Genomic DNA, 21,914 nt, shown 5'->3' with positions numbered 1-21,914 from the left:
CTGTGAGCAAAGTCAAATACACCGATCGTTCCATCAATGCTAAAGAATTAATGTACGCAGTAGCTTCCATGGTCATTGGTGTAGGTATCTTTAATCTGCCTCGTTATATCACGACAGTAACAAACGGCATTGATGGTGTGATCAGCATCCTATTGATGGGAGGAATCGTGCTAGGCATCGTATGGATCATGGGGCAGTTCATTCGAATGTATCCTGGTAAAGGCATCTATGAAATATTGCTAGCGATCATCCCAAAGCCACTCGCCTTACCATTAATCATTATTTATGGTTCATTTTTTGCTTTATTAGCAGCCTATGAAATACGAGCAATCGCAGAGATAACGAAGAAATATCTGTTGCCAAACACGAGCTCTGATAGTTTAAGTCTGCTTTTTCTGCTGGTCACCTTGTATGCGCTTTTTGGTTCTCGTACAGCACTCATTCGTATAAACTCAATGTTCTTACCTGTCGTATTAATCGTGTCATTGTTATTAGTTGTTTTAAACATTCGAATCATGCATTTGGATAATTTTTACCCGTTGCTCACAACAGACTTGCAGGGCTATGGGTCAGGTATGATCAATATATTCTTTTCGTTCACCGGCATCTCCATTATCCTAAGCTATTCTTACCTCGTAAATGAACCTGATAAAGCATCCTCTGCCGCGGTGAAAGGTGTATTTATCTCCATTATCATCTACACGATGGTCTTTGTTTCGTGTGTGGCTGTGTTTTCTAATCTCGGGACTGATTTTTTAGAGAACCCAACGATCGAGCTAGGTAAAGAGATCGAGCTTCCGGGAGGTTTTTTTGAAAGATTCGAATCCGTCTATTTTACGATATGGATCATGACGATCTTTAATACAACATCGATGTCCATTGATTCTTCACTCATCGTCTTAGAATCTCTTTTTAAAAAAGCAAAGAAAGAGACATTGATTGTCATCTTGTCTCCTATCATTTTCTTCGTCTCGATGGTTCCGATAGGCATGGAAGGTATGGAAGCGATGGGAACATTTATCGGACGAGTCAGCTTGGCATTAATTGCGATCATACCGATTCCTCTTTATATTATCGCTAAGATCAGAGGAGTGAAATCATGAAGAAACTTTGTTATATGCTATCAACCCTCCTTCTTATTAACTTGTTGCAAGGTTGCGGAGCACGAGAGATCGAGAAAAAGGCTTTTGTGATTGGTGTCGGAATCGATCAGGAAAAATCGGGTGAAAATTCGAATCAGCCAGTGATGAACGGAACTTTTCAAGTTGCTGTCCCAAGGTCCTTAAAACCTGACGTAACGAACGAAAAAGCATATCAAAACTTACAGGAAAAAGGACACGATATATCCGAACAAATATCAAAAATTGCTCAATACTCGAACAAAGAGTTATATTTTGCTCACAACCAGATTATTTTGATTTCGGATAAGGTGGCCAAACACCCTGAAAGAATGGAGCGTCTGCTAGATTTTTTTGTCAGACATGAAGATATTAGACGCAGTGTACGTGTCTTTATTACAAAAGGAGAAACAAAGCAGTACCTTAACGTTGAGAATAACGAAAAACTGCCATCACTCTATATCGACACGCTGTCGGCTAATGTACAAAATCATTCACGTACTGCTAGCATTATGAGGTTAGGAGATCTGCAGGAAGATCTGTTAGCTCACCGTTCATTCGTCCTGCCATTGCTGCATTATAAGAATACAGAAGAGATCAAGCTTGGTGGTGCCGCTATCATAAAAGGGGAATCAAGCAGATTAACGCATATACTTAATGAAAAAGATACAGAAGCTATGAACATTTTGAACGGTGAATTCCAAAAAGGTATGCTTTTTTTCGAATTAGATGACGATCTCTACATCTATAAAATAGATACATCAAAAAGTAAGATTAAACTTGTTCCAACTAAGAACGGTCAGCTTACATTCACGATCAGAATCAGCCTAGAAGGAGAGATTCAAGAAGTCAATAAACAGATGGATTCACGTACTGTTTCAGCCAATCATGTAAAAAAAGAAGTAGAAAAACAGGTCGCTAAAAAAACAGAGCCATTTATTAAGAAACTTCAGAACCAATATAAAACCGATATTCTAGGTCTCGGTGTCTACATGGAAAAGCATCATCATAAAGAGTGGCTAAAACTAAAAAACGACTGGGAAACGGGTAAAAATCACTTTAGCCAAGTGAAGATAAACACACAGATCCATACGACGATTAGCTCAGCAGGAGGTCTAAGATAAATGTTCGAAATGAATGAATTATTAACCCGCATTCTAACTTGGAGGTTTATCTTTTTCACCCTACTATCCTTCTTATTCCCGTTCACCTACATCACCCTATATAAGTTGCTGCAAAAAAGAGGTATGCCATTATGGAAAAAGGAAGCACGCACCACTTCAAAAAAATGAACAATAATACAGTGACTTACCTCGTTTTGCTTATCATGAGCTTAAACTCTGGGCTTCCCTACTACTCTTTCTGGTAATTTTCAGGCTTGTTTATGATAACGGAATAAAAATTAAAATATTGTTATCAGAGCACGCTAGTTTCAGTATAAATTTTTAAAAAATATTGAATTATTTTACAGACAAGCTATCCTATTGTTATGGAGAAGAAAGAATGTTTTTAATAATACACAAGAGAAAGGAAGAAAAGAAATGGCATTAGATACATATTCCCCACCAACCTTTTCAGCGAAGACTTTTAATTGTCCTCACTGTGGAGAACTGGCTGAACACGCTTGGGATGAGATCCACCATAATAAACAAGATTACAAAAGTACAGCACTTGATTCTAAACGCGTTTTCACACTATCAGATCCTGATTATTCAGACCAGAACCACGTTATCTCCATCAGTAGATGTCAAAACTGTAACCTATATTCTTTATGGAGATATTCTTCATTGATCTATCCTACCAAGTTAATCAATAAATCATAATAGAAAACAAAATATACGATCTTAAACACTTGTTTAAAATTTTAAACAAGTGTTTTTTTCTTTACTCGTATTTACCGCAATGTTTATTGAACCGTATAGAAAGCGTGGAGGGAATCTTGTATGGTTAATGAAAGAGGAGGTTTAGATATGGTCCAACAACTTAAAGCATCAGCAACAGAAGTTCATTTATGGTTTTTAGATTTACTACAGTCTTTAGATATGGATATCTCTATCCTCTCAGATGACGAGTTCGATCGGCTGAACACCTTCAAAGTTTCTGAACAAAAAGATACCTATCTTAAATGTCGTTATGTGTTGAGACATTTATTAGCGTTGTATTTAGATCAACTTCCTTCATCGATCTCTCTTTCCTATAATTCATTCGGAAAGCCTTATTTAACAGACAACCCTCTTCACATCAGTTTCAATATCAGCCACTGTAAACATTCGGCTGTTATCGGTATAACCATGGGAAGTATTGGTGTAGATATTGAATGTACGACAGGTCAGAGTTTGAAAGAAGCTAGTTCTCTTTTCTTAAACGACTACGAAATGAAAGCACTCGAGCTCTCTTCAGATCCTGAACGTGCTCTATACCATGTTTGGACACAAAAAGAAGCCATTTTAAAAGCAAATGGCACAGGCTTCAGCCACTCTCCTCATGCTATTACAGGTTATGTTACTTCCTCAGTTCAGCTTCAAAACGCGCAAGTTAATCACTATCATCTCAATTCTTTTATGAGAGAAGATAGCATTGTTTCCATATGTACATCAACCCCCGTTGATATAAAACAGTTAGATTTCTCCTCCGAATTACTTAAACACAAAATACTAACATCTCCCATAAACGGTTAATTAGCCTCATTTTGTATATACTTAGTAAATAAGTTTGTATATACTGAGTATATATATTATTATATACTCAGTATATAACTACAGGAGGTAGACCATGATACATGTGCAGAATCTTGAGAAGAACTACACGATCGGCACCAAGTCCTACAATGTTTTAAAGGGAGTAGACTTTAAAGCAGAGGATGGAGAGTTCATAGCAGTCATGGGTCCTTCAGGTTCTGGCAAGAGTACCCTTTTAAATCTTCTAGGTGGCCTTGACCAGCCTGACAACGGATCGATAACGATTAACGATGAGTCCATCCATACCATGAGTGAAAAACAGCGTACGCTGTTTCGCCGAGAACAGATAGGTTTTATATTTCAGAACTATCAATTGCTTCCAAACTTGACCGTTGAAGAGAACGTTGGTTTTCCGATGCATGCTGCTAATAAGAACAAAGCAGAAATCCATCAAACGGTCTCTAACCTTTTAACCTCAGTGAGTCTTACTGGAAAAGAGAAGAACTATCCTTCTCAACTAAGTGGAGGTCAACAACAACGAGTAGCGATCGCAAGAGCTTTAAGCATGAACCCTCCCTTGATCTTAGCTGATGAGCCGACCGGAAACTTGGACCGAAAATCAGGAACTGAGGTCCTCCGCTTACTCACGACACTTCACCAAGAAAAGAAACTTACGATCATCATGGTCACCCATGATGTTTACGCAGCAAGTTATGCAGATCGTATCATTCTCATCAAAGACGGCCTGATCGAATCAGACATCCGTCAAGGGGAAGGAGCAAACACTGATGTTATGGCAAACATCTTGGCGAAACTTAACTCGTAAGAAAGTACGTACACTTCTTACCTTGCTTGCTATCATACTCGGTGTCTCCTCCATGTTCGCCGTGATCAGTACGGTAGAGACCGCACAGGATGTAACGACAAAACGGTTAGAACTGTATACGGGAAACGCTGATTATTCTATCTTAAGCCGTGAGAACCTCTTTTCAGAAGACATATTAGCTAAAACAGAAGATGTGGACGGTGTGAAGAGTTCACTCGGTCTCATCCATAAACAAGCGTACGTGGATACCGGTCAAGAGGGACTGGATCAAGACCAAAGAAGGATCCGGCTGACTGGGCTCTCTTCTTTTAATAGCGAATTGTTGTCATTAACAAACGTTAAAGGAGAACTGAAAAAAGAAGGTTTGATTCTTCCGAAGTCTACAGCTGCCACTTGGAATTTGTCGGTCGGTGACTCGATCGACGTCAACCTTCCAGAAGGAGAAAAACAAACGACTGTCGCGGCGATTGTTGGAGACACTCCTCTTCTAGAAGGACCAACAAGCTGGGAAGATGCAAAGAACAAAAGTTGGCGGGCCATAGTACCACTTGATACCCTGCAGGAATGGTACTCTCTAGAAAATCGAGTACAAGAAGTTCGTATGAAGTTCGATAAGAAATCTAACGACCAAATCGTATTGGACCTAGAACGAACGATCTCCAATGATAATGTATATCTGCAAGAAGTCGTTCTAGACGAGAAACAATCCAATCAGTTAGAAGAACTTTATTTGATGCTGTATGTGATCGGTGGACTCGCGATGTTCATATCTGCGTTCATCTTATATAACACCCTGTATGTCACGATCGTAGAAAGAAAAAATGAGATCGCCGTCATGAAGACAATCGGATATACACCATCACAGATCAAGAAAATCTTCTTAACTGAGGTAGTAACATTATCTGTCATAGGTATCTTAATCGCCCTCCCTATCGGCTTTGGGTTGGGATCGTTGCTTCAGACCGGATTATTTAGTTCGTTTCAAACAGATTTTGATTTTTCCATGAAATATCAATGGGCGTTATTACTATCCATCTCGCTAGGTCTGTTGATTCCGCTTGTAGCATCCTTATTACCCGTAACACATGCAAGTCGCCTTGATATTATAAAGACACTAAAAAACATACCAGAATCAAAACCAAAGACGAACAGACTACGTGTTGCGTTAGGCATCGTCATGCTAGGATTCGGATTGATCGAGCACGCGCTATCCATCTTCTTCTTATTCTTTGGCTTTGCCCTACTCTTTCCAATTCTGATGAAATTCACGGTTTCGGCTATCATGAAACTGCCTTTTATCGGATTTGAAGGAAAGATCGCGTGCAATAACTTGCTTCTTACATTAAACCGGTCTGCGAACATGGCGTTGATTTTAGCATTTGCGATCTGTTTAGGGTTGTTCGTCTCATCGATCTTTACATCACTTGAGAACAACACGAAAAAAGATATCGCTCGTTCTTTCGGTGGAGACATCCAGGTCACGACAGAACAAGAGATTACAGATCAAGATGTGAAAGAACTGAAGAATGTTCGTGGAGTCGATGATGTTTATTCGTACCAAGAAACAGATGTTACATGGGATACGGATGAAACAACTAGACAGATCAAAATGGTGAGTGTAGACCCTGAATGGAACGAGAAACACCCTCTGTTCTATTTTGATACAAAAGAAGAAAAGACGACAGTTGCCTTTGAAAACGGAAAAGGCGTCTTGCTCGGTTCATTTGCTTTTGATGAATGGGGCGGTAAAGTGGGAGAAGATATCAAGGTTCGTGTGAACAACGACGTTCAGTCATTGAAAGTAATCGGAAAAGTGAACACGAATCATCACGGAGGGTATGCGACGTTTATAGAGAACGATCGTTACGATGCGCTTGTTCCAGGTAGCCGACCTTATCATGCCATATTAAGCGTCTCAGAAGAAGGTGAAGAGAACAGGATTAAGAATGATCTCTTAGCCACATCTCCTTTTAATTTTCTGGAGATACAGACGATGAGAGAAGAAGTGATCAAACAAGAACGGGCACTTCCGGGTGTGAGGATTCTATTTAACGGGCTTCTGTTCATCACAATCTTGGTTTCAGGTATTGGCATCGTCAATACGTTACTCATGAACGTGATGGAGAGGATGCGAGAACTCGGAGTCATGCGAGCGGTAGCTTTTACCTCTTCACAGATCTATAGAACGATACTGACAGAAGGGCTTTTGATCGGAGTAAACGGAATCGTATTCGGTATCATCATGGGGATTATAACCATCTACCTTAACACGTTAACGACAAAAGATGAGATGATCGAATTTACACTACCGTTTAGTACGTTACTCGTAAGTATAATGATGGGAGTGATCGTGAGTCTTCTAGCAGCGTACTTACCAGCTAGGAAAGCTGTAAAATATGATCTTCAACAAGCGTTAAAGCATGAGTAAAGAAGGAATGAGGAGTTTTTATGTCAGTAAAGCATGCCATCTTGATCCTTTTATCCCAATCACCTAGGCATCGATACGATCTAAAAGTGTCCTTCGAATCTATGGTCTATAAGCAATGGGAGATAAATGCTGGTCAGATCTATACGACCATCGACCGGCTCGTCAGAGATGGGCTTGTAGATGCGTCTTCTGAAGAAGAGACAGACCTTCGGATCTACCGAATTACGCCTAAGGGTGAGGAGGAAATACAAAAGTGGCTGCTAGAACCTGTGGAGAAGCCACTTTTAAAAGACGATTTTTATTTTAAACTGTTATGTGTGAAACAACTGAGTTCGTTCAACCTTGAGAAGATGGTCAAACAGCAAAAAGAGATGATCATTAAAAACATCTTAGAACTGCAGCTACTACGGAAGAACATCTCTTTTACAAAAGAGAATGAGACCATACTGTATCTGATAGATGGGAAGATCCTTCACCTTGAAGCGGATATGAAATGGTTAGAAATTATCCCAGATTAAAGGAGAGGTAAACATTATGATGGACTTTATCTTAGAAAACAAATGGCAGTTCTTAATCACCGCAGAAGTTTTCTTTTGGGTTTTCTCATTAACATTCCTTGTCGTTCGCTATTGGTTCAACCTAAAGAAATTAAGCATCGTCTTCTTTTTCCTTTTTATCATCAACGATCTTTGGATTGCGACGATGGGCTTCATGGATTATTTAAAGACCGGAAACTTTACGAGCTACCAGATCGTCATCTTGATTATCATCGTCTATGCACTGACTTACGGGAAGTCTGATTTTAGAAAACTGGATATCTTTATTCAGAAGAAGGTTGCGAAGTGGAAGGGGCAGCCGATTCCGGACTTAAAAGGACCAGAGAAGCTCTACGGTAAAGACCTTGCACGACAAGAGAGAAAACATTTTGGTATTCACCTCTCGATCTTCATCTTGGCGCATATTGGTATGTATATAGTTTACGGTCTTTCTGATCAGCTCACACAAACTGCAAACATCGAACAGTTATTGTCTACGTGGTTCAGCAGCAAAGATGCTCTCTACCCGTTCAAAAACGAATCGATGAACAACCTGAGTCGAATCTGGACCCTCGTCTTGATCATCGACGGCGTCACGTCCCTATCCTACACGTTCTTTCCGAAGAACGAAAAAAAGTCAGTCTTTACGAACAATTAGATACAAAGACAAAATGTAACAACTTCGTTCTTTTTTAGAAAAATATGGTTATAATATCCTATAGCTAACAGAACCCACAGCGCCTCTTAACAAGGAGGACCCATGTGGGTCTTTTTTCTTTCCCTCTATTCTACTTGAAGAATCTCAATAGACAAGTCATACACGTTATTCTTAAAGCACTCTCTATGAAATAAACGATATCGAAACAATTCTAAACACCTGATTGAACAAAAACCGAGTATAAAATCATAGATTTTATACTCGGTTTGGTTTGTTATCGGTTCAACTCTACTTATTAATTTCCAATCAATACGCCTAGGAACAGAATTCCGTTAAACAGACCATGAATGATCATCGGAACATAGATCGATCTTGTCTTTTCATATGAAAGTGCGAACAAGATTCCGTTCACGATGTTAACAGGCAGGATGTCGAGTGAGGGTAAGTGAACCAGAGAGAAAATGATGGCGTTTAAGAGTATGGCCGGCCATAAATTGAAGTGTTTACGAAAGTTCTTATAAATGAAACCACGGTAGACGATCTCTTCATAGAACGGGGAAATCACTGCAGCAGAAAGAAGAGCTAGTGTTAACTTTAATACGTTCGGATCAGCGACTGCGTTCGACCTTTCGTTTGGCCCAACATCTAAAACTTCATACATGATATAGAGAAGCAAGCCTGCCGTCACCAGCGCGAGAAGCGTGTATATCGAGATTAGCCGAAGATGTTTCCTGATCTTGATCTCTGGACGAAAACCGAGATCTCTAAACGATAGATTGTTTTTTTTGATGCCGAACAAAAAAACAGCTGTGAGTGCTACACATGCTAAAAACAGACCTGTGATCACGCCTATGATTACACTATCAAGACCGAGATCAGTCAAAGAAGGTTCTAACCAAAAATCTACAACGATAAATTTTGCGATAAGATGTATACCCAATATGAAAACAACATCCCACAATCTCCAGTTTACTTTGTTCATATGTTCCACCCACTTTTATATGTATAACTTTCATTACCTCTTTCCCAGATTCCATAAACTGTTAAGTAAGAACTAAATAATAGTATTCTACTTGATTACTTTTTACCTACAATAATAAAAAGCTAGCGAATTCATAGACGAATCGGCTAGCTTTTACTTATTATTTATACAGTTTATGCCGCTTTCTCATTACTCTCTTTTATCTTCTTCTTAAATATCTTTCTCTTCACTCGAATTAGTGTCTCGTACACGATCGGTACAACAATCAATGTCAGAAGAGTGGAAGAGATCAATCCACCGATAACCGTTACCCCTAGCCCACGAGAGATCAAACCACTACCGTCAGACTGACCACTGATCACAAGCGGCGCAAGAGCACCGATGGTTGCAAGGGCCGTCATGAGAATAGGACGTAGTCTCGTCATGCCAGCTTCAAGGATCGCTTGTCGTAACGGTGTACCTTCTTTTTCTTTTTGAATGATACGATCCACTAGTACGATAGCGTTCGTGACGACGATTCCGATCAACATCAGAGCTCCGATCATTACGGAGATGCTAATCGGTTCTTTGATCACAAAGAGTCCTAACAGACTGCCGATGATCGCATACGGTAATGAGAACAGGATGGCAAGCGGTGCGAGTCCGCCACCGAACGTCACGACTAACACGAAGTAAACGATCATGATCGCACTTCCCATCGCGATTCCTAACTGTGTGAAGGAATCATCGATCTGCGCCGACACACCACCGTATTCTACGGTGATCCCGTTTTCGAAGTTAATCTTATCCACTTCGTTCTTAACGGCTTCTGTAGTAGCTTTTACATCTTTGTTCGTGATCGTAGCGGATACAACTCCGTATACTCGACCGTTTCTCTTCGTGATAGAAGCTGGTGCGTTCTCTTCTTTTACAGATAAGAACTCAGACAAAGCGACCTCTTCATTAGCTAGAGTGGTTATTTTTTTATCAAGAATCGTGTTTTTTGTAAGATCGTCAGCTTCTTGTACGAGACGAACCGGCACTTCGTTCCCCTCTACGTCTACAGAAGTAAGCGTATCAAGTGAATCCTTCGCCCCAAGAGTTTGATAGATTTGAAGGGGCTGAACGCCAAACTTAGCCATCTTCTCAAGATCCATCGAGAATCCGAGCTGACTCAACGTATCGGAACTAGTTGAATCTAACCCTTTCAAATCTTTTTGATCATCTAATGTGTTTGAGACCTTATCGATTGCTTGATTAACACTTTCTACATCATCACCATAAACGTAGAGTGATAGACTGTTGTTTCCTCCAGAGCTTTGGATACTCCACTCTCCCATGTTCGCTTTCTTCAGTAGAGGGGCTAACCTGTCTTGTTCTTTCGTGACGTCTGCCAAACCATCTTTATAGTTCATAATGAACAGCACTTGCTTAACGTCTGAAGGGTTTAGCGGGTTTCCTTCACCGAATGAAGATTGGACATGTTTGATATGTTCGCGGTCTAAAAGAATCGCTTCTGCTTTTTGAACTTCTTTTTTGATCTCTTCATTCGTTGAACCTGGTACTGGGTTGTATGAAGCGATAATCATCTTGTTCTGACTGTCAGGCATGAAACTGACCCCGATGAGCGGTAACAGGAACAGACTACCGACCAACAGGACGTTAATCGCGATAAAACTGATGATCTTATGATTCAGACTCCAGTTTAATGTCTTGTGGTAGAACGAAGGTTTCGTTTCTGGTTCATGTGCTTTGATGTTCTTCTTTTGTAAAAGAAGATGTGCCATCATCGGTACGATGGTAACAGAGACCACCAAAGAAGCTAAAAGAGCGAATACGATCGTAAGTCCAAACGGTAAGAACAATTCTCCTACCGGGCCGTCGATGAGACCTAGCGGAAAGAATACGGCGATGGTAACAATCGTCGATGAGACGATGGGTGAGAACATCTCGTATGTAGCCGCTTTGATCAACTGTTTTCCTTCTAGTACTTCTGATTTTAAGGCCATTCGTCGGAAGATGTTCTCGATGACAACGATCGAGTCATCCACTACACGACCAATCGCAACCGTCATCGCACCTAACGTCATCAAGTTCAACGTGATGTCTAACTGGTTCAAGAAGATGATCGAGATGATGAGTGAGAGCGGGATCGAGACCACCGCGATCAACGTCGTTTTTATGTTTCGTAAGAACAACAAGATGATCAGAATCGCGAACGCGGCACCCATCAATGCTTTCTCGAACATAACATGAACGGAATCCTTGATCGGATCTCCTTCGTTCAACACAGAAGTAAATTCGATTGAATCGAACTTATCTGTATTTGATGCCATCTTCTCTTTGATGCCGTCTACCACTTTTACTGTGTTTCCTGCAGCACTTTTATAGATTTGAATCCCGATTGCTTCTTTTCCGTTGATCCTGGCAACGGATTGTTCTTTTGTGACTTCTTTTACTTCAGCCAGTTGCCCTAGCGTCGCGAAACCTTCAGCATTTTCAATCGTGGGAACCTCTAGACTTTTTAAATCGTCGATCGAAGCGACTGCTCCATTCACGACGAAAGCTTGTTCTTTTTGCTCGACCACTTGTAAGCCGAGCGGTGTATCTTTGCTCAATGCTTTTACATATTCTACAACGTTCTCTTCTTGTAGTTTAAACTGACTCAACTTCTCAGGAGAGAACGAGAGTTGTATCTCTTTTTGTTTGTTACCGATGACTTTGGCTTCTGAAACTCCTTCGATGCTCTCAAAATCTCTTTTGATGTCATCTTCTGCGATCTTGCTGAGTTCTTCGATACTTCGTTTGTCATCCGCGAGGGATAAGACGAGGATCGGCAGATCGTTAAAGCTTAATCTTGCTACTTTCGGTTGCTCTGTTGCAGCAGGAAGTTCGATCGTAGAAACAATCTCTTTTACTTCACGCTCTGCCTCTTCCATATCCTTCTTGAGGTCATATTGAATCTGTACGGATGAAGCGTTCTCAAAGGAAGTAGACGTAACACTCTTGACGCCTTCTAAGCCTTCTACTTTTGTTTCAATCGGTTTCGTTACGTTCTCGGTAACTTCATTAGGTGAAGCACCAGGATAGATCGTTGTAACGTCAACTATCGGTTCGTTGATGTTCGGTAGCGTTTCAAGTTTCATCGAGTATCCAGAAAACGTTCCAAACACGATTATAAATAGGGTAACGATCCAAATGGCAAGTTTGTTGTTGATGGAGAACTTGATAAATTTCTGCATAGTTTACTCTCCTCTGACTTTTCTTAGAATTAAACTTACGTTATGGCCACCAAAACCAAACGAGTTGCTCATTGCGTTCTCGATCGGATGAGGAATGGATTCTTCCCTCACGATGTTCAGCTGTAAATCTTCATCGAGTTCATCGCAATTTATCGTACGAGGGATAAAGTTGTTTACCATCGAAAGGACCGTGGCGATTACTTCGACCGCACCAGATCCACCGAGCATGTGTCCGGTCATGGACTTGATCGCATTGACGGGTATCTCTTTTCCATATTCCTCGAACACACGATGGATCGCTTTTGCTTCCATCTGATCGTTCAGTTGTGTTCCCGTACCATGCGCATTGATATAATGGATGTCTCTCGGTAGTAATCCCGCTTCATCTAACGCTTTTTCCATCGCCCGAGCAGCTAGAAGACCTTCTGGATGAGGCGCAGTAATGTGATGAGCATCAGTTGTTGCACCATATCCGATCACTTCAGCTAAGATGTTGGCTCCTCTATCTTTAGCGTGGTTGTATTCTTCCACGACAACCATCCCAGACCCAGCACCCATGAGGAATCCATCTCTGTTCTTATCAAAAGGACGACTCGCTTTTGTAGGTGAATCATTTTTTCTCGTCATCGCATGAATGCGTGCGAGTCCTGCTATGTTCAAACTCTGTATACCATCATCTGTTCCGCCTGCGATGAAAACATCCATCGAACCACTCTGTATGGCTCGAACTGCTTCACCTATCGCGTTCGTTCCAGAAGCACAAGCAGTAGAGATCGACCAAGCGGGACCTTTTATCTTTAGTTCTTTTGCAATGCGGATAGGTACGCTGTTGATCATACTAGCTTTAAATTTCTCTGGATCTACATCTTCCTTTGATCCGTTTAATAAGGAAAGGTGATTCTCTTGAAAGAACTGATCTCCCCCGTTACTCGATCCTATGATCACACCGGTCCGCCTGATATCGAAAGATCCTTCATCGAGCCCTGCCATCTTCCAGCTCTCTATTGCCGCTGTAAGTGCATAATCTGAAAACGAGTCAGCTACTTCGTCTGACTTTTGAATTAGAGAGGAACTGTTATCGATCTCAGCTGCGATCCGCGTAGTGTATCGTTCCGTATTAAAGCGTTCAATCGGTCTTGCCCCACTCTTACCTAAAATCATGTTCTGCCAATATTCGTCGATGTGTGTACCGATAGGAGTTACTACGCCACATCCGGTAATGACTACCCTGCGTTTCAAAGTGTTGTCCCCTTTCTGTAAAACTACCTCCTCATTTTATTAACAAGGAGTGAGAAAAAAACTAGCAATTACCGCAAAAATGAAGGAATTGGAATAAATCAACACAAAGAACTAAAAAAAGACCCTCAAAAAACGTGAGAGTCTTTGTACAGTTTCAAATTACCTATTCTCTTAAGTAAGAGACCGTGATCTCATCCACTTCCACCACTTTTTCTCCTTCTACCATCGCGTACCCTCTTCCTTTAAAGACGGTCGCTCTCTTCTTAATCACTTCAAAGTAAAGATCTAACCGGTCTCCGGGGTAGACCGGTTTTATAAAGACCGCGTTCTTAACTCCAGAAAGAAGTCCGATATCAGTTTCTTCTTCTGGTAAAACGAACGCACCGAGCTGTCCGATCGCTTCTAGGATAAGGACTTCTGGCATAGTTGTTTCTAATTTTGAGTTCATGAACCACTCATTACGTGTTACATTTTTAAATCCTTTTGCCCACTTCAACACTTCTCTTTCTGTTACACGATCGACGAGAAGAAACGGATAGCGGTGAGGAAGCACTTTTTGAATATCAAAGTTATCCATTATCTGTCTCCTAAACTACTTTAATGATTAAACATCCGAAATGCCCTGCAGGATCTATACAGTTAACCAGCCCGATCGCTTCTTTCTTTCCCGTCTCTTTAAGTGATAGAAGGCTTAAGATGACTTGATTGACACCACTCGCTGCAAGCGTGTTACCCATTGATTCTTTAAGCGAAAGAACTTCGACATCCTGTTTGAAGATCGATGTGACAACATCCGTTTCTTCCGCAACACCTATCAAGTCGACCATATGTGTTTCAATGTTAGCTTCAGCTAACGCATCCAGCATCGCTTCTTTAACCTCTGCTTCATCACTCACGGTAGTCATGGAAAAGCTGATCACTTCACCTATGGGTTCTGCACCTCTTCGTCTTGCTTCTTTCTCTGTTTCTATCACGACAGCTCCCGCTCCTGGGTTGAGTGGATGGTGTGGGTACTCTGAAATGATAGCTGATTTTTCGTATCCTGTTTCCGTCAGAAGTGAGATATCTCCTTGTGTTCCACCAGCTATAGCGATCGTACAACTACCGTTTTGGATATAGTTCACCGCTTGACCGAGAGCGAGTAGACCGCTTGTCTCTCCTGCCAAAACAGCAGCCGATGGACCTTGAAACCCGTTCTTTAAAGCGATCTCAGCGGGTGGTGAATTGATCATCGCTGCAGATGAATAATAGGGACTGATCCGTTTAGGGCCTCGTTCTATCAAGAGTTCGTGATTCTCTTGAAGAAACCGATCCGCTCCGTTTCCAGAAGCACCGATGATGACGCTGATTTCTTCCATCGAACCTTCATAGTCACTTAGTTTCGCTTGTTCGATCGCTTCGTTCGCTGCAACGATCGCATACTGAGCAAAACTATCTAGTCGGTTGATCTCTTTTTTTTCAAAGTGGTTGGTAGGGTCATAATGAGAGATGCCTTGATTGATAGAGTTCGTCTTGTCTTGGTATTCGTTATAGACCTCTAGACAGGTATGACCGAGTGGATTGATCATCCCTAGACCCGTTATGACGATTTTATTTACCATGTTTATCCTTACCTTTCTCTAATAGGAAGAAAATAAAAACCCTGTGTGTACAGGGTTCCGTGGATTAGTTCGTCTGACGTTCTTGAGCTTGTTTTTCAATAAAGTTCACGATGTTGTTAACCGTCTTAAAGCTCTCCGTATCGATAGCACCTAACTCGAGTTCATAGTCTTGTTTCACATGATTGATAAAGAATAAAACATCCATCGAATCTAGACCATAAGGAGAGTTCACTCCGAATAATGCTGCATCATCATCGATCTCATCCGGCGTGAGTGATAACTTGTACGAGCTGATAAACTTCAACTTGATCTTCTCTTTCATTATTTCTTTCATCATAATCCAACCCTTCTATTTTTAATTGTTGATGTATTTTAAACAGAGTGAGCCCCAAAGAAAACCTGCTCCGATCGCCGAGAAGACGATCGTATCACCCTCATTGATACGTTGTTCTTGTAACGCTTTATAAAGGACAGAAAAGAGAGTTGCTGATCCTGTATTGGCGTATTCGTGAACCGTAAATGTTGTCTTGTCTTCTGGTACCTGAAGTTCGTCTAACGCTGCACGCACGATGTTGACGTTTGCTTGATGAATCAAGAAGTGATCGATATCTTCGATCGTTAAGTTTGCCTTCTTGACGACGTTACGAATGGATGATGGAATCGCTTCAGTCGCTACGTTCCAAACTTCTCTACCATTCATCTTGATGTACTGACCGCTCTCGAGCGTCTCTCCCTCTGGAAGTGGCGTCGCCCCACCACCCACGATCTTAACAGCATCATTCAACTTGGAATCCACATCCCACGCTAACAGCCCATACCCTTCACTTGTCTTTTGAAGAACAACAGCTCCAGCCGCGTCACCAAAGAACACCGACGTGCTTCTGTCTGTAGGATCCATGATCCGTGAGAGGATTTCAGCGCCGATCACAAGAACGTTGTTCATATGTTCGTTCTGAAGTAAGTGTGAGCCGATCAGGATCGAATAGATCCCACCTGCACAGGCAGCCTGGTTTAAATCGATCGGCATCGCACGATTAGCCCCAAGCGCATCTTTTATGATCATCGCCGTTGATGGTAAACATTGATCAGGAGTCGTCGTAGTGATGATGATCGCATCAAGGTCTCCTGGTTGGATACCCGCTTTTGCGATCGCTTCAAGACTTGCTTCTATACATAGATCAGACGTTGTACGACCCTCTTCTAAGTACCGTCTTTCTTTTATACCGGTCTTCTCTTGGATCCACTGATCGGTTGTATTAAACTTCTCGCTCAGTTCGTCGTTCGTTATGATCTGACTCGGAACGGCAAAACCCGCTCCTTGAATCGTGACGGGGATCTTCAATCCTGTCGTCTCAACAATACTCGGTCTTACTACCGTTTGTGTCGTCATTGAACAACCTCCTTTACTGGAAAATCTCCATACAGTTCGCTTAACGCACTAGGAACATCATTTAGGTGAACCGTCGCTTCGATCACAACCGTCTTTCCTTCATTCATCCTTTTGATACTCTCTGAAAAAACCTTTCCTAGTTGGTTCTTCTCAACTAACGGAAGAACACACAGTTGCTCGTGATCGATAGACACTAAAGAAATCGAAGGTTCTACAAAGCTCGTTTCCTGACTGTTGTTCTGAAATTCTAACCAACCATATCCCCCGTTCTTTAAAACAACATAGAGGATGGGGATCTTTTTAGTGATGAGTGTAGGAAGTTCTACACTGAACAAGTTGAACGCCCCATCTCCTACGAGTGCTATAACAGGACGATCTGGATGAGCTTTCTTCACGCCTACAGCCGCTCCACACCCAAACCCAAGGCTCGTCTGTTCACTCGGGACGATGGCGTTCTGTTTCTTTCTCAACTTGAAATTCGGATAAAAATAGCTCCACATGTCCTGTAGGCCGTTCTCGTGAACGAGTATACTGTTATCGGCTGAGACCGCTTCTATTTCTTTTAGTACATCGATCACTTTCAGTTCATCGTTTCTTTGCAGGATCTCTTGTTTTTGCTCGTTCAGCTTCTTTTTGATGATGCTGACTTTATTCTGTGATGTAACTTTAAACGATGGTTCGATGGTTTCAATTAAAAGGTTAAGAGTAGAACCGATCTCTCCGACTAGTTTTAAGCTGTCAAAGTAGAGGTTAAAATCGTTCTCGTCGATGTTGATTTCGATCATGTCCCTCGATAAAAGATGTTCTTCCCACCCGAATAACACCGTTTCTTCGAGTTTACTGCCGAGTGAGAGGAAGAGGTCACACTCTTTGATGAGCGTGTCCATCTCACTTGAAGAGTATAAGCCTCCAAGACCACAGAATAAGGGGTGGTCTTCATCTACACACCCTCTTCCAGATGCCGTCACAAAGATCGGTGCATCTATCAACTCTGCGAGCTGGGTGATCGTTGATCTGTTGGTCGAACGTTTACAACCACCACCGGCTAAAATGACCGGATTTCTCGCGTTATGAATCAACCTCTCCGCTTCACGGATAGAGTATGATGATGGGACTTTATCTGAAACGTGGAAATTCTTGAAAGAAAAGAGTTCTTCATCGACGAGTTCACTGCCGATGTTTTCAGGGATCTCAATATAGACCGGTCCCTGAGAACCATTTATAGCTGTAAAGATCGCTTTCTTTAATACCCACCCAACAGATGCAGCGCTCTCTACCCGATGACTCCACTTCGTGAGAGGTGAGATCAACTTCAACTGATCAGCTTCTTGAAAGGCTTTCTTTGAACCATAGCGGTTCGTATCTGTAGCGGTAGCGATGATTAAGAGCGGTATACTCTGCGAACTCGCTTCTAAAACACCTGTGACGCTACTCGCTACAGCGGGGCCTTTGCCGATATGACATACAGACAGTCTACCTGAAGCTAACGAATAACCCGTTGCCATGTATAGAGCGTTGCTTTGATCTTTAGCAGAGAAGAATTCTATCTCCTTTTCTTCGATGCACTGTAACAGTTTTAAGTCATCACTCGGTAATCCAAAAACGATCTCTGTTCCATACGCACCGAGACACGATGCTACCTTTTCCCAAACAGTCTGTTTAGTCATCCAGAGGCTCCTCGCTGCTCCATAGCTCACGTAACACGTTTGAGATCAATAACGGTTTGATGTGCAGCTGGTTCTTGTAGTATACGTAGTTAGCCATCGGTCCGTAGCCACCGAACGGTTCGTTACCGTTCTCGATAGCAAATAGCGTCTCATTGATACTCACCACATGTTTTCGTCTTAATACATCAATAAGCCCGTTATCATCTGTTCCGTATACACTAGCCCCCATCGCACGTTCTCGGAAGTAGCTCTCTTGAACTATTTTCTTTAGTTCGTCCACTTCTTCATACGTTACAACGTTAAAGATGGGTGAGAAGAACTCTTCGATCTCTAAGTTGTCTTGTAGAGAACTCGTGATCACGGTGGGTTCGATGACTTTATTCCAAAAATCTATCGTACCGCCGTGTTCGATAAATTGACTATGTTGATTCAAATACTCACCGATCGACTCTAGAGTCGAAGTGTAGAACATCTTCCCATAATCAGCGAAGGGATCCTGATTGTCTCCAAACTTCAAGTTTTTAAGAGATTTCACTAAATAATCAGTAAACTCTTTTCGTACGTTAACGGGTACATACACCACATCCGGCCCCATACAGTCTTGTCCCGTATTGAACATGCGCGCTTGGATGAGATCATGAACAGCTTTCTCAATATCTGCTGTTTCTAAAAGGATGAATGGATTCACACCTTGTCCAAAGTAGATAAACATCTGGTCTTTGCTGAACTGGGACTTGATCTGTTCGGCGTTTTGATACGTACCCGTAAAAACCACCACTTCAGCTTCTAGTGCAGAACGCTTCATGTATTGTCTATGTGATAACTCGAGCAATGTGATCGGCAGCTCGTGTGCTTCTTTTAAGAGTTCATGAAGTCTCCTCACTTGGTCGATCACCTGGTTAGAACTGCGAAACTCAATCTCTTTCGTATAATAAGAAGGAATGAGTAGATACAAAACATACGAATAAAGAATAAGGTTCGATGGCATAAAAACAGACATCTTGTTGATGGTCGGAGGTTGATTCATCTCCACTTCACAATAGCCCTTCTTGAGCGTTCGGATAGCCGTCTCGAACTCTTCTTCTACTGTTCGGTACGTAGAGATATCCAGTAAGATATCTTCGATCGCCTTTCGGTTGTTCTCCATGAACTCTATCGTTCGATCGAGGGTTTCTTTTCGTACTTCCATCAAAGAAGTGCGTCTATCCAACACACTTACGTAACCCATAACTCCCTCTCCTTTCCTTTGCTGTAGTGTGTAGCCCATTGTTTAATCTGAATCTGATCGATCTTCCCGTTCGCAAGATACGGAAACTCATCTAACACAATGATTTTATCCGGCCGCAATATAGGGTTTAGTGCCTGGTTGATCATTCTTTTCAGTTGATTCTCTTCTTCAGTAGCTTCCACAAACAACAGAAGAACGGCACCTTTCTTCTCATCTTCTACCGAGATGACCTTACTTTTGATTCCTAAACGATCTTCAATCTCTTTTTCAATACTAGCAGGATAGATCAAATATCCGTTCCGTAGGATCTCTTCACCTAATCGGCCCACGATAAAGAGGTTTCCATGAGCATCTAAGTAACCTAGATCGTTCGTCTTGAACCATCCATCTTGATAGACCTCGTCTGTTTTTTCCTGATTCTCAAAATAGCATTCCATCATGCCAGAAGAATGGACAAGAACTTCTCCTATCTCTAAGAATTCACTCTCTTTACCGTCAGAACGAACGACTTTTAGTCTCACACCATCGATCGGCTGTCCGCACCCAAACTTAGGACTCTCAACGTTCAGAGCAACGTTCCCCACTTCTGATAGACCGTAGCCATCCAAAAGCGGTTTATCCATCAAGCGCTCGAACTCACCACTCAATTTTTTAGATAGTGGGGCTCCTCCGACACACCACATCCTTACGTTTGACTCTTTGATCGACTGAAGAGATTCTGATCGCTTGTTCAACAACCGGTTGAATACATAATAGGTGGAGGGGATTCCATCCACGACTGTCACCTTTTTATCGATGATCGCTTTCACAATACTTCTGATATCTTTATAGTTACATAGAACAAGATCACACTTCTCTAGCCACCAGATGAAGAGGATAGACAGGCCATAAAAATGTGTAAACGGGATCAAAGGCAGAAGAACATCTTCACGGTAGTACCGCATCCTCTTCATCGTTGATTCGATGTTACATACGAAGGATCGACCCGATTTTACGATGCCTTTCGGGTTTCCTGTAGAACCTGAAGTGTAAAGGATCAGTGCGTCTTTTAACGTCATCCATCCTTCAATGGAGAGCTCATCCGTTTTCGTCGAAATCCTTTTCTCATGTGTCGGCATCGTGATGTGGATCAAAGCATCAGAAAAAGGGACGAGTCGATCGGTGATCGAACATTTACTCTTTGACTCTAACGCGATCCTCGTGACTTCTTCTCCGTTTACCAAGCAATCTACTAAAACAATCGAACACTTCATCTCTATCAAAGCAAACACCGTAACCATATAAGAGAACGAGTTCTCCATAGACAAGAGGACACGATCTTCGACTTTTACCCCTTTAGCGGTCAAATAATCGACACAACCCCAAACTTCTTGAAGAAACATTTCATAAGAGTATGTACCGTCTGGTGTAAAAATTTCACGGCTCATACCTTACTTCACGGCTCCTGACGCAAACACGTTGTCTGGTCCAATGTCGATCGTTTGTATCTGATTTTTAAGCAACTGACTGAAAAGGTTCTTTGGACCGATCACGTATATCTTTTGGAGTCCGAGTTGATCGATTCTGCCCTTTACAAGATCCCAACGTACAGGGTTGTCATACCCATCTAGTATGGTCTGTTTGAACTCATCAGGATCTGTGATCAGAGCTCCGTTCACGTCTGATATGAACGTTCCATGGATCGGCTTAAAATCTACTTCCTTAAAAATACTATTCTTAAGTTTTTGGTTGAGTTCTCTTAACTGTTTGCTGTGGATCGGCTGGTTCATCGTATGAAGAGAAAAACATTTAGGCTTGTGGTTGAGCTCTTCCTTCAACTCATCAATCACAACTTTGGGCCCGCACAGACAGACCACTTTTTCGAGATAACCTGCAAGTTCTAGATACTTCCCTTTTTGGGTGAACGACTGGATCAGGTCGTTAGCTTCATGAAGTGATAAGTTATAAACAAAATGAGTCTGGAAATCACCTTCTAGATTGAGATAGAAATCTTTTGATACTTTCCCCGATTCATGAGTGAGCCACATAGCTTCTTCATACGTTAGTGATTTCGTATACACAGCTACTCCTAACACACCAAAACTAGGGCCGATCGCAACGTTAGGTTCGACTCCATACCGATCTTTAAAATGATCGAGTAGAGCGATAGAGTTCGCTAAGAACGCACTCTCATACACTTCATAGTCTCTCTCACCCGCTTTTTTAAAAGCATCGATCAGTGAGTAACCGATCACTTCACTCGCCTCTTGAAAACGCTTGATTGCAAAAGGACTATGGTGGATGAATTCTTTCACTTCACTGTACGAAGAAGGAGCAAGTCCTGGTAAAAGAATGGCTTCCAT

The 21,914-nt window shown here is 41.8% G+C and carries 19 protein-coding genes; 8 read left to right on the top strand and 11 right to left on the bottom strand.

Features of this window, described 5'->3' with window-relative positions; genetic code table 11:
• Positions 1-2: 2 nt before the first annotated feature.
• The 8 genes from IHV11_RS00565 (at position 3) to IHV11_RS00530 (ending at position 8,244) form a co-directional block, all read left to right on the top strand.
• Positions 3-1,103 carry a GerAB/ArcD/ProY family transporter gene (locus IHV11_RS00565; protein ID WP_197193429.1) on the top strand — a complete coding sequence of 367 codons (1,101 nt, stop codon included), beginning with the start codon at positions 3-5 and terminating at the stop codon, positions 1,101-1,103.
• Positions 1,100-2,242, top strand: coding sequence for a Ger(x)C family spore germination protein (locus IHV11_RS00560; protein WP_197193428.1), 1,143 nt, complete (start codon positions 1,100-1,102; stop codon positions 2,240-2,242). Before IHV11_RS00565 ends, IHV11_RS00560 begins: the two co-directional genes overlap by 4 nt.
• Positions 2,243-2,659: 417 nt before the next feature.
• Entirely contained in the window at positions 2,660-2,941 is a 282-nt protein-coding gene (locus IHV11_RS00555; RefSeq protein ID WP_197193427.1) for a hypothetical protein, read from the top strand.
• 147 nt (positions 2,942-3,088) lie between these two features.
• Positions 3,089-3,796, top strand: a complete 708-nt coding sequence (locus tag IHV11_RS00550) for a 4'-phosphopantetheinyl transferase family protein (RefSeq protein ID WP_197193426.1) — start codon at positions 3,089-3,091, stop codon at positions 3,794-3,796.
• A gap of 94 nt (positions 3,797-3,890) precedes the next feature.
• Positions 3,891-4,622, top strand: a complete 732-nt coding sequence (locus IHV11_RS00545) for an ABC transporter ATP-binding protein (protein ID WP_197193425.1) — start codon at positions 3,891-3,893, stop codon at positions 4,620-4,622.
• The gene (locus tag IHV11_RS00540) at positions 4,585-7,050 is read left to right on the top strand and encodes an ABC transporter permease (RefSeq protein WP_197193424.1); all 2,466 of its coding nucleotides are present in this window, start codon (positions 4,585-4,587) and stop codon (positions 7,048-7,050) included. Before IHV11_RS00545 ends, IHV11_RS00540 begins: the two co-directional genes overlap by 38 nt.
• A 20-nt stretch (positions 7,051-7,070) precedes the next feature.
• Positions 7,071-7,568 (top strand): PadR family transcriptional regulator, encoded by a 498-nt coding sequence (locus IHV11_RS00535; RefSeq protein ID WP_197193423.1) that lies wholly within the window; start codon positions 7,071-7,073, stop codon positions 7,566-7,568.
• A gap of 16 nt (positions 7,569-7,584) precedes the next feature.
• On the top strand, positions 7,585-8,244 hold the full coding sequence (locus IHV11_RS00530) for a hypothetical protein (RefSeq protein ID WP_231620165.1): 660 nt from the start codon (positions 7,585-7,587) through the stop codon (positions 8,242-8,244).
• Positions 8,245-8,539: 295 nt separating this feature from the next.
• On the opposite strand, the gene IHV11_RS00525 is transcribed toward IHV11_RS00530, so the two are convergent.
• The 11 genes from IHV11_RS00525 to IHV11_RS00475 all read right to left on the bottom strand — a co-directional run bounded on the left by IHV11_RS00525 (position 8,540) and on the right by IHV11_RS00475 (position 21,914).
• On the bottom strand, positions 8,540-9,226 hold the full coding sequence (locus IHV11_RS00525; protein WP_197193422.1) for a CPBP family intramembrane glutamic endopeptidase: 687 nt from the start codon (positions 9,224-9,226) through the stop codon (positions 8,540-8,542).
• Between the two features lie 173 nt (positions 9,227-9,399).
• On the bottom strand, positions 9,400-12,447 hold the full coding sequence (locus IHV11_RS00520) for an efflux RND transporter permease subunit (protein WP_197193421.1): 3,048 nt from the start codon (positions 12,445-12,447) through the stop codon (positions 9,400-9,402).
• A 3-nt stretch (positions 12,448-12,450) separates the two neighbouring features.
• Positions 12,451-13,686: a beta-ketoacyl-[acyl-carrier-protein] synthase family protein gene (locus tag IHV11_RS00515; RefSeq protein ID WP_197193420.1), complete on the bottom strand. Its 1,236-nt coding sequence runs from the start codon at positions 13,684-13,686 to the stop codon at positions 12,451-12,453.
• A gap of 163 nt (positions 13,687-13,849) precedes the next feature.
• Positions 13,850-14,263 (bottom strand): hypothetical protein, encoded by a 414-nt coding sequence (locus IHV11_RS00510; RefSeq protein ID WP_197193419.1) that lies wholly within the window; start codon positions 14,261-14,263, stop codon positions 13,850-13,852.
• A gap of 10 nt (positions 14,264-14,273) precedes the next feature.
• Positions 14,274-15,287 (bottom strand): beta-ketoacyl synthase N-terminal-like domain-containing protein, encoded by a 1,014-nt coding sequence (locus IHV11_RS00505; RefSeq protein WP_197193418.1) that lies wholly within the window; start codon positions 15,285-15,287, stop codon positions 14,274-14,276.
• A 64-nt stretch (positions 15,288-15,351) separates the two neighbouring features.
• The gene (locus IHV11_RS00500) at positions 15,352-15,624 is read right to left on the bottom strand and encodes an acyl carrier protein (protein WP_231620164.1); all 273 of its coding nucleotides are present in this window, start codon (positions 15,622-15,624) and stop codon (positions 15,352-15,354) included.
• 18 nt (positions 15,625-15,642) lie between these two features.
• Positions 15,643-16,677, bottom strand: a complete 1,035-nt coding sequence (locus IHV11_RS00495) for a 3-oxoacyl-ACP synthase III family protein (protein ID WP_197193417.1) — start codon at positions 16,675-16,677, stop codon at positions 15,643-15,645.
• Positions 16,674-18,344, bottom strand: a complete 1,671-nt coding sequence (locus tag IHV11_RS00490) for a thiamine pyrophosphate-binding protein (protein WP_197193416.1) — start codon at positions 18,342-18,344, stop codon at positions 16,674-16,676. Before IHV11_RS00490 ends, IHV11_RS00495 begins: the two co-directional genes overlap by 4 nt.
• Positions 18,337-19,572: an aldehyde dehydrogenase family protein gene (locus tag IHV11_RS00485; protein WP_197193415.1), complete on the bottom strand. Its 1,236-nt coding sequence runs from the start codon at positions 19,570-19,572 to the stop codon at positions 18,337-18,339. The genes IHV11_RS00490 and IHV11_RS00485 overlap by 8 nt, the downstream gene beginning before the upstream one ends.
• A complete protein-coding gene (locus IHV11_RS00480; protein WP_197193414.1) occupies positions 19,560-20,999 on the bottom strand; it encodes a class I adenylate-forming enzyme family protein in 1,440 nt (479 codons plus the stop codon). The genes IHV11_RS00485 and IHV11_RS00480 overlap by 13 nt, the downstream gene beginning before the upstream one ends.
• A 3-nt stretch (positions 21,000-21,002) precedes the next feature.
• Positions 21,003-21,914: a hypothetical protein gene (locus IHV11_RS00475; protein WP_197193413.1), complete on the bottom strand. Its 912-nt coding sequence runs from the start codon at positions 21,912-21,914 to the stop codon at positions 21,003-21,005.

Origin of the sequence: Fictibacillus sp. 26RED30, from assembly GCF_015903845.1 — a bacterium.
GTDB classification, from domain to species: domain Bacteria; phylum Bacillota; class Bacilli; order Bacillales; family Fictibacillaceae; genus Fictibacillus; species Fictibacillus phosphorivorans.
Note: the sequence above shows the minus strand (reverse complement) of the source record. Positions and strands in the feature narration are given on the sequence as shown.

What these genes read in the sequence shown, in the direction of transcription:
- IHV11_RS00480 (WP_197193414.1), bottom strand. Translation starts at nt 20,999, where the DNA reads ATGAGCCGTGAAATTTTTACACCAGACGGTACATACTCTTATGAAATG.
- IHV11_RS00550 (WP_197193426.1), top strand. Translation starts at nt 3,089, where the DNA reads ATGGTCCAACAACTTAAAGCATCAGCAACAGAAGTTCATTTATGGTTT.
- IHV11_RS00540 (WP_197193424.1), top strand. Translation starts at nt 4,585, where the DNA reads ATGTTATGGCAAACATCTTGGCGAAACTTAACTCGTAAGAAAGTACGT.
- IHV11_RS00505 (WP_197193418.1), bottom strand. Translation starts at nt 15,287, where the DNA reads ATGGTAAATAAAATCGTCATAACGGGTCTAGGGATGATCAATCCACTC.
- IHV11_RS00555 (WP_197193427.1), top strand. Translation starts at nt 2,660, where the DNA reads ATGGCATTAGATACATATTCCCCACCAACCTTTTCAGCGAAGACTTTT.
- IHV11_RS00520 (WP_197193421.1), bottom strand. Translation starts at nt 12,447, where the DNA reads ATGCAGAAATTTATCAAGTTCTCCATCAACAACAAACTTGCCATTTGG.
- IHV11_RS00510 (WP_197193419.1), bottom strand. Translation starts at nt 14,263, where the DNA reads ATGGATAACTTTGATATTCAAAAAGTGCTTCCTCACCGCTATCCGTTT.
- IHV11_RS00525 (WP_197193422.1), bottom strand. Translation starts at nt 9,226, where the DNA reads ATGAACAAAGTAAACTGGAGATTGTGGGATGTTGTTTTCATATTGGGT.
- IHV11_RS00485 (WP_197193415.1), bottom strand. Translation starts at nt 19,572, where the DNA reads ATGGGTTACGTAAGTGTGTTGGATAGACGCACTTCTTTGATGGAAGTA.
- IHV11_RS00560 (WP_197193428.1), top strand. Translation starts at nt 1,100, where the DNA reads ATGAAGAAACTTTGTTATATGCTATCAACCCTCCTTCTTATTAACTTG.
- IHV11_RS00530 (WP_231620165.1), top strand. Translation starts at nt 7,585, where the DNA reads ATGATGGACTTTATCTTAGAAAACAAATGGCAGTTCTTAATCACCGCA.
- IHV11_RS00500 (WP_231620164.1), bottom strand. Translation starts at nt 15,624, where the DNA reads ATGATGAAAGAAATAATGAAAGAGAAGATCAAGTTGAAGTTTATCAGC.
- IHV11_RS00545 (WP_197193425.1), top strand. Translation starts at nt 3,891, where the DNA reads ATGATACATGTGCAGAATCTTGAGAAGAACTACACGATCGGCACCAAG.
- IHV11_RS00475 (WP_197193413.1), bottom strand. Translation starts at nt 21,914, where the DNA reads ATGGAAGCCATTCTTTTACCAGGACTTGCTCCTTCTTCGTACAGTGAA.
- IHV11_RS00490 (WP_197193416.1), bottom strand. Translation starts at nt 18,344, where the DNA reads ATGACTAAACAGACTGTTTGGGAAAAGGTAGCATCGTGTCTCGGTGCG.
- IHV11_RS00535 (WP_197193423.1), top strand. Translation starts at nt 7,071, where the DNA reads ATGTCAGTAAAGCATGCCATCTTGATCCTTTTATCCCAATCACCTAGG.
- IHV11_RS00495 (WP_197193417.1), bottom strand. Translation starts at nt 16,677, where the DNA reads ATGACGACACAAACGGTAGTAAGACCGAGTATTGTTGAGACGACAGGA.